Source organism: Pseudomonas sp. 9.2(2024) (assembly GCF_039695385.1).
Taxonomy (GTDB): domain Bacteria; phylum Pseudomonadota; class Gammaproteobacteria; order Pseudomonadales; family Pseudomonadaceae; genus Aquipseudomonas; species Aquipseudomonas paraglycinae.
Map to the genome: position 1 here is coordinate 1272431 of NZ_CP155585.1, position 13041 is coordinate 1285471.

A 13041-nucleotide genomic window follows, 5' to 3' on the forward strand; every position below is an offset into this window, starting at 1 on the left:
GGGTTTCGTCCCACAGGGATCAGCGTTGGTTCATTCGTGATGCGGTTCGCCCAGGAACGTCAACGAACTGAATAACCCCCGACTGCTCACCTCTGCATTGTCCTTCACCGGCACCTCCACCTGCGCCGCAATCACATTCAATCCCTCGTTACGCACCAGCACCTGAGCGCGGCCGTCCTTGTCGGTTTCAGTGCTCAAGGTATTCGGCGCGCTGCGGTAGTCACCGATCAACTTCACGCCCGCTGCCGGTTTGCCATCCAGCAACACCCGCACCGGCAATGATTTCACTGGGCCGACGGTCAGAGGATCGACCTCCGGCAAAATCAGCAATTTGATCTGATTGAGTTTGGGCAGCTTCGCTCCCGGCTGATAAATCGCCAGGCTGTACTTGAGGGTCTCGGTCGACTCGATGGCGCCCGGTACCTTGCTGCGTCCCTCATTGATCCATTTCTTGTCGGCGGTTTGCGACCACATGCCGTTGTTCAGGGCCACGGCCATTACCGCCGGCGGTTTCAGCGGTTGCAGTCGCGCATGATCGGTCAGGCGTTGCACGTTGACCGGGATCATCTTGCCGCTGACGTCATATGCCCATGCACCGCTGATTTTCTGCGCTTTGAAAGCGTTGTCTTCTGCGCCGTGGCCGTAGATCACTTCGATATTGCCGCGTCGTTGTTCGGTCCACAGACCATGCGCTGATGCTTGGCCAGCGAACAGCGCAGCGATGATCAATAAGAGTTTGCCGTAATGCATGGTGACGTCCTTTTACAGGTTGAATGTCAGGCTGACCGTGAAATTGCGCGGCTCGCCGGGGTTGACCCAATAGTTGCTGTACGAGCGCTCGTAGTACTTTTCGTCGAACAGGTTGTTCAGGTTCAGGCCGAGAGTGACGGTGTCGCTGGCCTTGTAATGGGCCAGCAGGTCGACGGTGTGATAGGCCGGCAGCTCGAAATCGCTGCCGGACTCACCTGAGCGGTCACCGACGTAAGTGAACGCCGCGCCGATATCCGAGCCGCGCAAGCGACCGTCCTGAAACTCGTAGACACCCAGCACGCTGCCGCTGCGTTTGGCGACCCCGAGGATGCGGCTACCGGCGGGGATCGCGGTATCCCCCTTGGTCACTTCGGCGTCGATCCAGGCGAAAGCGCCGATCACCCTGACGGCGTCGGTGACTTGCCCGGTGACCTGCAGATCGAAACCCCGGCTGCGGGCCTTGCCCATGGCGCGGCTGGTATCGGTGCCCGGGTCGAGGGCGAGGACGTTTTCCTTGTCGATATGGAAGAAGGCGAGGGTGCTGCTTAAACGTTCGTCGAACAGCTCGTTCTTGATCCCGATTTCGTAACCCACGCCTTCTTCCGGATCGAAGGATTTGCCAGCCGCATCGAGGCCGTTGTTCGGTTTGAATGAGGTCGAGGCGTTGGCGAACAGGCCGGTGTCCGGTGTCAGTTGATAGAGCAGGCCGGCACGTTGGGTGAGCGCGTCGTGGGTCTGGCGGCTGGTGGTGTTGCGGCTGTGGTCATCGATGGTTTGCTCGAAGTGCTCGAATCGCGCCCCGATCATCCCGCGCAGTTTTTCGCTGAAGACGATTTGATCCTGCAGGTTCAGCGCATGGCTTTCGACGTGTTCGAAGAAGTCTGTACCAGAGCGTGCGCCGTTGGGTTTGGGCTGGCCGTACACCGGGTTATAGATATCGATGGCGTAAGGCCCGCCGGCGATGGTGGTGACGCGCTCGTTCTTGCGGAAGTTCTCGTACTCGCTGCCGATCAGCAGTTCGTGCTGCCAGGTGCCGAGGTCGAACAGACCGCGCAGTTCCAGTTGGGTGATGCTGTCGTGCCAGTTGGTATCGCGTTCGCGATAGCGGCGGTTGACGGTGTGGCCATCGGCATTCAAGGGACGGTTTTCGGAGGCGAAACCCCAGAGTTTGCCTTCCTTGTAATGGCTGGCCAGGCGCAGTTTCCAGGCATCGTTGAGGTGGTGCTCAAGTGTGGCTTGCAGTCTGTTGTTGTGGTTGTCGATGTTGCCGTCGTTCGGCTCACCCAGGAATGTCGAGCGCGAGACGCCGCTCCATTTATTGTTTGGCGCAACGATGCCGCGGTCGAAGGTCGAGCTATGACACACGAATTCGCTCTCCACCAGCAGGCTGGTGTCCGGGTTCAACTGCCAACTGAAAGAGGGGGCAACGAATACACGTTTACTGTCGACGTGGTCGCGAAAACTGTTGTTGTCCTCGACTGCGAGGTTGATCCGCGACAGCACATCACCCTGATCATCCAGCGGCGTGTTGACGTCCAGCGCGGTGCGATAGCGATCCCAACTGCCAGCGCTGGTTTGCAGGGTGGTGAAGGGCTCGGGCTGCGGTTTTTTGGTGACGATGTTTACCGTGCCACCCGGATCACCTCGGCCATACAGGCTGGCGGCCGGTCCTTTTAGCACTTCGATGCGCTCGATGTTGGCGGCGTCCGGTGTGCTCGGATAACCACGGTTGGCGCTGAAGCCGTCCTGGTAAAACTCAGAGGTGGTGAAGCCGCGCACGCTGTATTCGTAAAGCGTCAGGCCACCGAAGTTGTTTTGCTTCGACACGCCACCGGCGAAATCCAGCGCGCGTTCTACGCTGGTGCTGCCCAGATCCTTGAGCACGCTGGCGGGCACCACGCTGATGGCCTGCGGAATATCGCGGATCGCGGTGTCGGTTTTGGTGGCGCTGGACGAGCGGGTAGCGCGATAGCCTTCGACCGGGCCGGCAGGGGATTCGTAATCGGAGATGACGCTGATGGCGTCGAGTTCAAGCGTTTGCGGTTCATCGGCAAACGCAGGATCGCCCAGCAGGCCAAGGGTAAGGCCGAGGAGGGAGGCCTTTTTTCGAGACGACATGTTATGTTGTTCCAATGTGCTAATTGAAACAATATAACATGCCTGTTGAGAATGTCTGTTATTCGCGTCAGTGACGCGAACAAAGTCTTACTCTTCTTTTTCCTTCACCGGCGCCGGCGGCGGACGCAGACCGATTTCAGCCGTGAGCTTGATCTCCTTGCCATTGCGCATCACCTGAATCGTGACCTTGTCGGTCGGCTTGATCCGCGCCACCTGGTTCATCGATTTGCGGCCATCACCGGCCGGTTCGCCGTCAATGCTCAGGATCACGTCACCCAGTTGCAGACCGGCCTTCTGGGCCGGGCCGTCGCGGAAAATCCCCGCCACCACGATTCCCGGACGCCCGGACAGGCCAAACGACTCGGCCAGTTCCTGGGTCAGCGGTTGCACTTCAATGCCCAGCCAGCCGCGAATCACCTGACCGTGCTCGATGATCGACTTCATCACTTCCATCGCCAGTTTCACCGGGATCGCGAAGCCGATGCCTTGCGAGCCGCCGGACTTGGAGAAGATCGCGGTGTTGATGCCGGTGAGGTTGCCGTTGGCGTCGACCAGCGCACCGCCGGAGTTGCCCGGGTTGATCGCCGCGTCGGTCTGGATGAAGTCTTCGTAGTTGTTCAGGCCCAACTGGTTGCGGCCGGTGGCGCTGATGATGCCCATGGTCACGGTCTGGCCGACGCCGAACGGGTTACCGATGGCCAGTGCGACGTCGCCGATGCGGATGTTGTCGGAACGGCCGACGGTGATCGATGGCAGGGTTTTCAGGTCGATCTTCAGGACCGCGAGGTCGGTTTCCGGGTCGCTGCCGATCACTCGGGCCAGGGTTTCGCGACCGTCCTTGAGCGCCACGACGATCTGGTCGGCGCCGCTGGTGACGTGGTTGTTGGTCAGGATGTAGCCTTCCGGGCTCATGATCACGCCGGAGCCGAGGCTCGATTCCATGCGCTTCTGCTTCGGCGAATTGTCACCGAAGAAACGGCGGAACTGCGGGTCTTCGAACAGCGGATGGCTTGGCTTGTTGATGACTTTGGTGGTGTAGAGGTTCACCACCGACGGCGCGGCGATGGTCACCGCGTCGGCATAGGACACCGGCCCCTGCTGCACGCTGGTGGTCTGCGGGGCCTGTTGCAGGTTGACGTCGAGGCTCGGAAGCCCGACCCACTGCGGGTAACGCTGAATAATCAACAGAGCGATAAGCACGCCGGCCAACAGCGGCCAGCCGAAAAAACGCAGCGCCTTGAGCATTAAGCACGTCCTGGAAAAGTTGCAGGCGGGGTCAGACCGCCCATAATGTCGCGCATTATACGAGGCCGCGCGTGCCTCTGAACGGGATATTTAGGAGTCTTTCATGGCCGTCGCCCTGAGCACCCTGGTCGAAGAAGCCGACCGTTACCTCGGCAGTGCGAAAATTGCCGATTATTGCCCCAACGGCCTGCAGGTCGAGGGCCGTCCGCAGGTGATGCGCATCGTCAGCGGCGTCACTGCCAGTCAGGCGCTGCTCGATGCCGCCGTCGAGGCCGAAGCCGATTTGGTGCTGGTGCATCACGGTTATTTCTGGAAGGGCGAGAACCCGTGCATCACCGGCATGAAGCAGCGCCGACTGAAGACGCTGCTCAAGCACGACATCAGTCTGCTCGGTTATCACCTGCCGCTGGATCTGCACCCGGACGTCGGCAACAACGTGCAATTGGCCCGTCAGCTGGACATCACCGTCGAGGGGCCACTGGATCCGGACAACCTGAAGATCGTCGGTCTGGTCGGTTCGCTGAGCGAGCCGATGACCCCGCGTGACTTCGCCCGCAAAGTGCAGGAAGTCATGGGCCGCGAGCCGCTGCTGGTCGAAGGCAGCGCGATGATCCGTCGGGTCGGCTGGTGCACTGGCGGCGGCCAGGGTTACATCGACAACGCCATCGCCGCCGGCGTCGATCTGTTCATCAGCGGTGAAGCCTCCGAGCAGACATTCCACAGCGCCCGGGAAAACGACATCAGCTTCATCGCCGCCGGCCACCACGCCACCGAACGCTACGGCGTGCAGGCGCTGGGCGACTATCTGGCGAAGCGTTTCGCCCTCGAGCACATCTTCATCGACTGCCCGAATCCGATCTGACTTTTGCCTGAAAGCACCCGAACGGGCGGGCATATTCATATACCCTTTCGATCTAGTTGGCGTCCTGATTAGAAGAGGTCGCTGTGCTAGGATTCCTCGCTCGAACACGGCCCGCTGGCCGTTCATAAGAAAGCTTTCGTGAGTAGCCATGGTCGACAAACTGACGCATCTGAAACAGCTGGAGGCGGAAAGCATCCACATCATCCGCGAGGTGGCCGCCGAGTTCGACAACCCGGTGATGCTGTACTCCATCGGTAAAGACTCCGCCGTGATGCTGCATCTGGCACGCAAGGCGTTCTTCCCGGGCAAACTGCCGTTTCCGGTGATGCACGTCGACACCCGCTGGAAATTCCAGGAAATGTACAAGTTCCGCGACAAGATGGTCGAAGAGCTTGGCCTGGACCTCATCACTCACATCAACCCCGATGGCGTGGCGCAGAACATCAACCCGTTCACCCACGGCAGCGCCAAGCACACCGACATCATGAAAACCGAGGGCCTGAAGCAGGCACTCGACAAGCATGGTTTCGACGCCGCTTTCGGCGGTGCCCGTCGCGATGAAGAGAAGTCCCGCGCCAAGGAGCGCGTCTACTCGTTCCGTGACAGCAAACACCGCTGGGACCCGAAGAACCAGCGTCCCGAGCTGTGGAACGTCTACAACGGCAAGGTCAACAAGGGCGAATCCATTCGTGTGTTCCCGCTGTCGAACTGGACCGAACTGGACATCTGGCAGTACATCTACCTCGAAGGCATCCCGATCGTACCGCTGTACTTTGCGGCCGAACGCGAAGTGATCGAGAAGAACGGCACGCTGATCATGATCGACGACGAGCGCATCCTCGAGCACCTGTCCGACGAGGACAAGGCGCGCATCGTCAAAAAGAAAGTGCGTTTCCGTACCCTTGGCTGCTACCCGTTGACGGGCGCGGTGGAGTCCGAGGCCGAAAGCCTGACGGACATCATTCAGGAAATGCTCCTGACGCGAACTTCCGAGCGCCAGGGCCGGGTCATCGACCACGATGGCGCAGGCTCGATGGAAGACAAGAAACGTCAGGGTTATTTCTAAGGGGTTGTCATGTCGCACGCATCTGATTTGATCAGCGAGGACATCCTCGCCTACCTGGGCCAGCACGAACGTAAAGAGCTGCTGCGCTTTTTGACCTGCGGTAACGTCGATGACGGCAAGAGCACCCTGATCGGGCGCCTGCTGCACGACTCGAAGATGATCTACGAAGATCACCTTGAAGCCATCACCCGCGATTCGAAGAAAGTCGGCACCACCGGTGACGACATCGACCTGGCATTGCTGGTCGACGGCCTGCAGGCCGAGCGTGAGCAGGGCATCACCATCGATGTCGCCTACCGCTATTTCTCCACCGCCAAGCGCAAATTCATCATCGCCGACACCCCCGGCCATGAGCAGTACACCCGCAACATGGCCACCGGTGCGTCCACCTGTGACCTGGCGATCATCCTGGTCGACGCCCGTTACGGCGTGCAGACCCAGACCCGTCGCCACAGCTTCATTGCCTCGTTGCTGGGCATCAAGCACATCGTCGTGGCCATCAACAAGATGGACCTCAAGGGCTTCGATCAGGGCGTGTTCGAGTCGATCAAGGCCGACTACCTGAAGTTCGCCGAAGGCTTGAAGATGAAGCCGACGAGCATGCACTTCGTGCCGATGTCCGCTCTCAAGGGCGACAACGTGGTGAACAAGTCCGAGCGTTCGCCGTGGTACACCGGCCAGTCGCTGATGGAAATCCTCGAGACCGTAGAAGTGGCGGGCGACCGCAACTTCACCGATCTGCGTTTCCCGGTGCAGTACGTCAACCGTCCGAACCTGAACTTCCGCGGTTTCGCCGGCACCCTGGCCAGCGGCATCGTCAAGAAGGGCGACGAAGTCGTGGTCCTGCCGTCGGGCAAGAGCAGCCGCGTGAAATCCATCGTCACCTTCGAAGGTGAACTGGAACACGCCGGTCCTGGCCAGGCGGTAACGCTGACCATGGAAGACGAAATCGACATCTCCCGTGGCGACCTGCTGGTACACGCCGATAACGTTCCGCCAGTGACCGACAGCTTCGAAGCGATGCTGGTGTGGATGGCTGAAGAGCCAATGCTGCCGGGCAAGAAATACGACATCAAGCGCGCCACCAGTTACGTGCCGGGCTCCATCGCCAGCATCGTCAACAAGGTCGACGTCAACACCCTCGAAGAAGGCCCGGCGAGCGCGTTGCAGCTCAACGAAATCGGCAAGGTGAAGATCGCGCTCGACGCGCCGATCGCCCTCGACGGTTACGACAGCAACCGCACCACCGGCGCGTTCATCGTGATCGACCGTTTGACCAACGGCACCGTCGGCGCCGGCATGATCGTCGCTCAGCCGGTGACCCATGGCACGGCTACGCACCACGGCAAACTGGCCCATGTAGCGACCGAAGAGCGCGCTCAGCGTTTCGGTCAGCAACCGGCCACCGTGCTGTTCAGCGGCCTGTCCGGTGCGGGCAAGAGCACCTTGGCGTATGCGGTCGAGCGCAAGCTGTTCGACCTCGGTCGTGCGGTGTTTGTGCTGGATGGTCAGAATCTGCGTCATGACCTCAATAAGGGGCTGCCGCAGGATCGCGCGGGTCGCACCGAGAACTGGCGTCGTGCCGCGCATGTGGCGCGTCAGTTCAACGAGGCGGGTCTGCTGACGCTTGCGGCGTTTGTGGCGCCGAGTGCTGAAGGTCGTGAGCAGGCGAAGGATCTGATTGGCAAGGAGCGTTTGCTGACGGTTTATGTTCAGGCTTCGCCGACTGTGTGCGCCGAGCGTGATCCGCAAGGGTTGTATGCTGCGGGTGGCGATAACATTCCGGGTGAGTCGTTCCCGTATGATGTGCCGCTGGATGCTGATCTGGTGATTGATACCCAGTCGTTGTCGCTGGATGAAAGCGTGAAGCAGGTGTTGGATCTGTTGCGTAAGCGTGGTGCGATTTAAGCGTTAGCTGCGAATGAAAAAGCCCGCCGATGAGAGATTATCGGTGGGCTTTTTTTGTTGTGTGAATATCCGTTTCTTCGGGTGTTGCGGATTATGGTTCCGCCCTTACGGCGGGTCACTTTGGCAAACGCCCCAAAGTAACCAAAGGTCTGGGCCCCGGCGTTTGGCCCCTCGCTGGGGCTCGGGGTTCCTTCGCTCCGGGATTCATCCGGGGGCATCGCCTACGGTTTGCTTCGCTGCACCTCCTCTCGATGCATGCGGCTGCGCCGCACGGTCGCTGCGCTCCCACCCCCGGATGAATCCCTCCACTCAGCCTTCCGATGGGGCCGGCACGTCAAGAGCGGTACTCGAGCTAACGCTCATTGTGTTGAGTGGTGGGAAGCGAAAAGCCAAAAGCTAAAAGCGAACTGCTTTCCTGTGGGAGCCAGCTTGCTGGCGATGGCGGCCTGACAGGCGATCAATTTCTTTCAGGTGTTCCCACAGGGGGATCAGCGTCGGTTGGGATATTCGCGGTGCATCTGTTCCAGCAGCGCATCCTTGTCTTGCCACAGCTGGTTGATCCAACCCTGGAATTGCAGGCGGTATTCGCCGTCCTGGTCGTAGTTTTTGCCGATGAACTGCGGTGGGATTTTCAGTTCTTCGAAGTGCACCACTACGTCTCGGACGTTGCCGCACAGCAGGTCCCAGAAGCCAGGGCGTCCGCCGGGGTAGTGGATGGTGACGTTGACGATCGATTCCAGCTGTTCGCCCATTGCATCCAGTACGAACGCAATGCCGCCGGCCTTGGGTTTGAGCAGGTGTTTGAACGGTGATTGCTGCTGCGCGTGTTTGCCCTCGGTGAAGCGTGTGCCTTCAACGAAGTTGAAGATGCCTACCGGGTTGTCGCGGAATTTCGCGCAGGTCTTGCGAGTGGTTTCCAGGTCTTTGCCTTTCTTTTCCGGGTGTTTTTCCAGGTACGCCTTCGAATAGCGCTTCATGAACGGGAAGCCCAGTGTCCACCACGCCAGGCCGATGACCGGGACCCAGATCAGTTCCTGTTTGAGGAAGAACTTCAGCGGCTGGATGCGTCGGTTGAGCACGTATTGCAGCACCAGGATGTCGACCCAGCTCTGGTGGTTGCTGGTGATCAGGTACGAGTGCTGGTAGTCCAGGCCTTGCAGGCCGCTGAGGTGCCAGCGGGTGCGGCGCACCAGGTTCATCCAGCCTTTGTTGTTGCTGATCCAGGCTTCGTGGGTGTGGCTCATCAGCCAGCGCGAGGCGCGGCGTGCGAGGTCGAACGGCAGCACTTTGATCAGCGCCACGAGAAACAGGAACGAGCACAGCAGGATCGTGTTCAGCACCAGCAGCAGCGCGGCGATCACGCCGCGCAGGGTGGCAGGGAGGAAAGCCAGCATCGGGTCAGATATCCAGAGGTCGGTTGGCAGCCTGAATCGCGGTCAGGGCGATGGTGTAGACGATGTCGTCGACCTGCGCGCCGCGCGGCAGATCGTTCACCGGTTTGCGCAGGCCTTGCAGCATCGGGCCGAGGCTGACGCAATCGGCACTGCGCTGCACGGCTTTGTGGGTGGTGTTGCCGGTGTTGAGGTCGGGGAACACGAACACCGTGGCGCGACCGGCCACCTGGCTGTTCGGCGCCAGTTGCCGGGCCACGGTTTCGTTGGCGGCGGCGTCGTACTGCAACGGCCCGTCAATCAGCAGCGAGTGCTGTTGTTCGTGGGCGAGCAGGGTGGCTTCACGGACCTTCTCGACTTCCTCGCCAGTGGCGGATTCGCCGCTGGAGTAGCTGATCATCGCCACGCGCGGGGTGATGCCAAAGGCGGCAGCCGAGTCGGCGCTTTGCAGGGCGATTTCGGCCAGTTCGCTGGCGCTCGGGTGCGGGTTCATCACGCAGTCGCCGTAGACCAGCACTTCCTCGGGGAACAGCATGAAGAACACCGACGACACCAGCGTGCAGCCCGGCGCGGTCTTGATCAGTTGAAGCGCCGGGCGGATGGTGTTGGCGGTGGTGTTGATGATGCCGGAGACCAAGCCGTCGACTTCATCCAGCGCGAGCATCATGGTGCCGATCACCACGGTGTCTTCCAGTTGCTGCTCGGCCATCGGCGCGTTGAGGCTTTTGCTCTTGCGCAGGGCGACCATCGGTTCGACGTAGCGTTCGCGGATCAGGTCCGGGTCGAGGATTTCCAGCCCCGGCGGCAGCGTGATGCCCTGGGCTCTGGCCACGGCTTCAACGTCTGCCGGTTTGGCCAGCAGCACGCAACGGGCAATCCCGCGTTCCTGACAGATCGCCGCCGCTTGCACGGTGAACGGCTCGCTGCCTTCGGGCAGGACGATGCGTTTGTTGGCGGCCTGGGCGCGTTGAATCAATTGATAACGGAACACCGCCGGCGACAGGCGCATTTCCCGTGGCGTACCGCAGCGCTGGTGCAGCCAGTTGGCGTCCAGATGGCTGGCGACGAAATCGGTGATGATCTCCGCACGTTCGCGGTCATCGACGGGGATTTCCTTGTTCAGGCCGTTGAGCAGGTTGGCCGTGTCGTAGGAGCCGGTGCTCACCGACAGCACTGGCAAACCGGCCTGCAAAGCACCACGGCACAAGTCCATGATGCGTGGGTCGGGCAGGGTGTCGCTGGTCAGCAACAGGCCGGCCAGCGGCACGCCGTTGATAGCGGCGAGACTGACGGCGAGGATGATGTCGTCGCGATCGCCGGGGGTCACCACCAGCACGCCGGGCTTGAGCAGGTCCACGGTGTTGCGCATCGTGCGTGCGCAAATGATGGTCTTGGTCATGCGCCGGGTTTCGTAGTCGCCGGCGTTGAGCACCTGGGCGCCCATCAGGTCGGCGACGTCGCGGGTGCGCGGGGCGTTGAGTTCGGGCTGGAACGGAATGCAGCCGAGCAGACGGAAATCACCGGTGCGCAGCAACGGAGAATGCTCTTTCAGACGCGCGGCGAAGGCGTCCATGCTTTCGTCGGTCTTGACCTTGTTGAGGATCACGCCGAGGACTTTCGGGTCTTTCGGCCCACCGAACAGTTGCGCCTGCAACTCGACGCGGCCGGACAGTTCGGTCAGCACTTCGTTTTCCGGGGCCGAGACCAGAATCACCTCGGCATCCAGGCTCTTGGCCAGGTGCAGGTTGACCCGCGCGGCGTAGCTGGCGCTGCGGGTCGGCACCATGCCTTCGACGACCAGCACGTCTTTGCCGATGGCGGCCTGCTGGTAGAGGGTGATGATTTCTTCGAGCAACTCGTCGAGCTGGCCGTCGCCGAGCATCCGCTCGACGTGGGCCAGGCCCAGTGGCTGCGGCGGTTTCAGGCCGTGGGTGCGGGCCACCAGTTCGGTGGAGCGCTCAGGGCCGGTGTCGCCTGGATGCGGCTGGGCGATCGGTTTGAAGAAGCCGACTTTCAGCCCGGCCCGCTCCAGCGTGCGCACCAGCCCGAGGCTGATGGAGGTCAGACCCACACCAAAATCGGTGGGCGCGATAAAAAAAGTTTGCATGCGGATTCTCTAAGGGTGCATGGCAATGGCGATCGCCTCTGTGTGCCGATCTGCCGAATTTCAGTCGCCAAGGTTATCGCTAACCGAGCCTTGAGCGCACCAACCGCAAGCAAAGGGTTGGCCTATTTTTTCAATACGTTGCATTGCGTCCAGCACCCATGCTCTCGACTGCCACGGCGGCTGGTGGCGCAGGTGCTGGGTGTGGCCGCAGGACAGTTCGGCGACCCAGTGGCCGTCCTCGTCCTGATGGAATCCGGTGACGGTCACGGGCGCCAATCGATCCCGTCTGTCCGGGTTCTGTTCGCTTTCGGGCAAATCCTTGTTTAGACTTGTCCGTTCTTCATTCTTATGCAAAAGGTCTCGCCCCATGCTGATCGCCGCCAATAAGGCTGTCTCCATCGACTATACCCTGACCAACGACGCTGGTGAGGTCATCGACAGCTCCGCCGGCGGCGCTCCGCTGGTCTACCTGCATGGCGCAGGCAACATCATCCCGGGCCTGGAAAAAGCCCTGGAAGGTAAAGAAGTCGGTAACGATCTGGAAGTGTCCGTCGAGCCGGAAGATGCCTACGGCGAATACGCCGCTGAACTGGTCAGCACCCTGAGCCGCAGCATGTTCGAAGGCGTTGACGAGCTGGAAGTCGGCATGCAGTTCCACGCTTCGGCGCCGGACGGCCAGATGCAGATCGTCACCATTCGTGACCTGGACGGCGACGATGTCACTGTCGACGGCAACCATCCGCTGGCCGGTCAGCGCCTGAACTTCAAAGTGAAGGTCGTTGCCATCCGTGACGCCAGCCAGGAAGAAATCGCTCATGGTCACGTCCATGGCGAAGGTGGCCATCACCACTGATTTTCTGCGCTAAGCTTCGAGTACTGGAGAGGCGCCCGAGGGCGCCTTTTTAGTCCGCGGCTGTCCTTGGTGGCCTCGCCAAGTGGCTGTTTCGAGTAGAAAACGGGAATCTGGAGTTCGTCATGAGTGCTTTTCACGACCTTAAGTTGACAGCCCTGGATGGTCAGGAGCTACCGCTGGCACCCTTCAAGGGCCAAGTCGTGCTGGTGGTCAACGTCGCCTCCAAATGCGGCTTGACCCCACAGTACGCGGCGCTGGAAAACCTTTATCAGCAATACAAAGGCAAAGGCTTCAGTGTGCTGGGCCTGCCGTGCAACCAGTTTGCCGGTCAGGAACCGGGCAGTGAGCAGGAGATCCAGGAATTCTGCAGCCTCAACTATGGCGTGAGTTTTCCGTTGTCGAAAAAGCTCGAAGTCAACGGTCACGATCGTCATCAGCTCTACCGCCTGCTGGCGGGCGAGGGCGCGGAGTTTCCCGGTGACATCACCTGGAATTTCGAGAAATTCCTGCTCGGCAAGGACGGTCGGGTACTGGCCCGATTCTCGCCGCGCACGGCGCCGGATGATCCTTCGGTGATTACGGCGATTGAAAAAGCCCTGAGCTGAAACACAAAAATCGCAGCCCTCGCGCTGCGATTTTTTTCGCCTGCCTTTTGACCCTTAATCATTCAGATCAATAGTGCTATCGGTTGATTGGAACTCCGCATATTATCGCCGTCATATGAATCGCATGCCCGTCGAT

The 13041-nt window shown here is 60.5% G+C and carries 11 protein-coding genes; 5 read left to right on the forward strand and 6 right to left on the reverse strand.

From position 1 onward, the window contains the following. Positions 1–30: 30 nt before the first annotated feature. From ABFB52_RS05600 to algW, 3 genes are all read right to left on the reverse strand, one after another. The gene (locus ABFB52_RS05600) at positions 31–750 is read right to left on the reverse strand and encodes a DUF4198 domain-containing protein (RefSeq protein ID WP_129972339.1); all 720 of its coding nucleotides are present in this window, start codon (positions 748–750) and stop codon (positions 31–33) included. 12 nt (positions 751–762) lie between these two features. Next, positions 763–2868 (reverse strand): TonB-dependent receptor, encoded by a 2106-nt coding sequence (locus ABFB52_RS05605; protein WP_129972338.1) that lies wholly within the window; start codon positions 2866–2868, stop codon positions 763–765. A gap of 87 nt (positions 2869–2955) precedes the next feature. Beyond that, positions 2956–4113, reverse strand: coding sequence for a Do family serine endopeptidase AlgW (algW, locus tag ABFB52_RS05610; protein ID WP_085746938.1), 1158 nt, complete (start codon positions 4111–4113; stop codon positions 2956–2958). Between the two features lie 103 nt (positions 4114–4216). On the opposite strand from algW, the gene ABFB52_RS05615 reads away from it, so the two are divergent. The 3 genes from ABFB52_RS05615 (at position 4217) to cysN (ending at position 7949) form a co-directional block, all read left to right on the forward strand. After that, positions 4217–4975, forward strand: coding sequence for a Nif3-like dinuclear metal center hexameric protein (locus ABFB52_RS05615; protein ID WP_085746939.1), 759 nt, complete (start codon positions 4217–4219; stop codon positions 4973–4975). A 148-nt stretch (positions 4976–5123) separates the two neighbouring features. Continuing rightward, positions 5124–6041, forward strand: a complete 918-nt coding sequence (gene cysD, locus ABFB52_RS05620; protein ID WP_007912374.1) for a sulfate adenylyltransferase subunit CysD — start codon at positions 5124–5126, stop codon at positions 6039–6041. A gap of 9 nt (positions 6042–6050) precedes the next feature. Continuing rightward, positions 6051–7949: a sulfate adenylyltransferase subunit CysN gene (gene cysN / locus ABFB52_RS05625; RefSeq protein ID WP_085666894.1), complete on the forward strand. Its 1899-nt coding sequence runs from the start codon at positions 6051–6053 to the stop codon at positions 7947–7949. 488 nt (positions 7950–8437) lie between these two features. Here cysN and ABFB52_RS05630 read toward each other — a convergent pair whose 3' ends face one another. From ABFB52_RS05630 to ABFB52_RS05640, 3 genes are read right to left on the reverse strand one after another with little or no spacing between them, the layout of a single operon-like run. Continuing rightward, a complete protein-coding gene (locus ABFB52_RS05630; RefSeq protein ID WP_129972964.1) occupies positions 8438–9343 on the reverse strand; it encodes an acyltransferase in 906 nt (301 codons plus the stop codon). Between the two features lie 4 nt (positions 9344–9347). Beyond that, entirely contained in the window at positions 9348–11447 is a 2100-nt protein-coding gene (gene pta / locus ABFB52_RS05635; RefSeq protein WP_011332488.1) for a phosphate acetyltransferase, read from the reverse strand. Positions 11448–11507: 60 nt separating this feature from the next. After that, positions 11508–11846 (reverse strand): DUF3565 domain-containing protein, encoded by a 339-nt coding sequence (locus ABFB52_RS05640; protein WP_085746941.1) that lies wholly within the window; start codon positions 11844–11846, stop codon positions 11508–11510. On the opposite strand from ABFB52_RS05640, the gene ABFB52_RS05645 reads away from it, so the two are divergent. Together ABFB52_RS05645 and ABFB52_RS05650 are read left to right on the forward strand one after the other, a co-directional pair. Continuing rightward, the gene (locus tag ABFB52_RS05645; protein ID WP_011332490.1) at positions 11815–12300 is read left to right on the forward strand and encodes a peptidylprolyl isomerase; all 486 of its coding nucleotides are present in this window, start codon (positions 11815–11817) and stop codon (positions 12298–12300) included. The two genes, ABFB52_RS05640 and ABFB52_RS05645, sit on opposite strands and share 32 nt — an antisense overlap. A 122-nt stretch (positions 12301–12422) precedes the next feature. Next, positions 12423–12905 carry a glutathione peroxidase gene (locus ABFB52_RS05650; protein ID WP_007959082.1) on the forward strand — a complete coding sequence of 161 codons (483 nt, stop codon included), beginning with the start codon at positions 12423–12425 and terminating at the stop codon, positions 12903–12905. Positions 12906–13041: the final 136 nt, after the last annotated feature.

Excerpts from the sequence above, each read along its gene's own strand:
- ABFB52_RS05600 (WP_129972339.1), bottom strand. The coding sequence starts at position 750 with ATGCATTACGGCAAACTCTTATTGATCATCGCTGCGCTGTTCGCTGGC.
- ABFB52_RS05605 (WP_129972338.1), bottom strand. The coding sequence starts at position 2,868 with ATGTCGTCTCGAAAAAAGGCCTCCCTCCTCGGCCTTACCCTTGGCCTG.
- algW (WP_085746938.1), bottom strand. The coding sequence starts at position 4,113 with ATGCTCAAGGCGCTGCGTTTTTTCGGCTGGCCGCTGTTGGCCGGCGTG.
- ABFB52_RS05615 (WP_085746939.1), top strand. The coding sequence starts at position 4,217 with ATGGCCGTCGCCCTGAGCACCCTGGTCGAAGAAGCCGACCGTTACCTC.
- cysD (WP_007912374.1), top strand. The coding sequence starts at position 5,124 with ATGGTCGACAAACTGACGCATCTGAAACAGCTGGAGGCGGAAAGCATC.
- cysN (WP_085666894.1), top strand. The coding sequence starts at position 6,051 with ATGTCGCACGCATCTGATTTGATCAGCGAGGACATCCTCGCCTACCTG.
- ABFB52_RS05630 (WP_129972964.1), bottom strand. The coding sequence starts at position 9,343 with ATGCTGGCTTTCCTCCCTGCCACCCTGCGCGGCGTGATCGCCGCGCTG.
- pta (WP_011332488.1), bottom strand. The coding sequence starts at position 11,447 with ATGCAAACTTTTTTTATCGCGCCCACCGATTTTGGTGTGGGTCTGACC.
- ABFB52_RS05645 (WP_011332490.1), top strand. The coding sequence starts at position 11,815 with ATGCTGATCGCCGCCAATAAGGCTGTCTCCATCGACTATACCCTGACC.
- ABFB52_RS05640 (WP_085746941.1), bottom strand. The coding sequence starts at position 11,846 with ATGGAGACAGCCTTATTGGCGGCGATCAGCATGGGGCGAGACCTTTTG.
- ABFB52_RS05650 (WP_007959082.1), top strand. The coding sequence starts at position 12,423 with ATGAGTGCTTTTCACGACCTTAAGTTGACAGCCCTGGATGGTCAGGAG.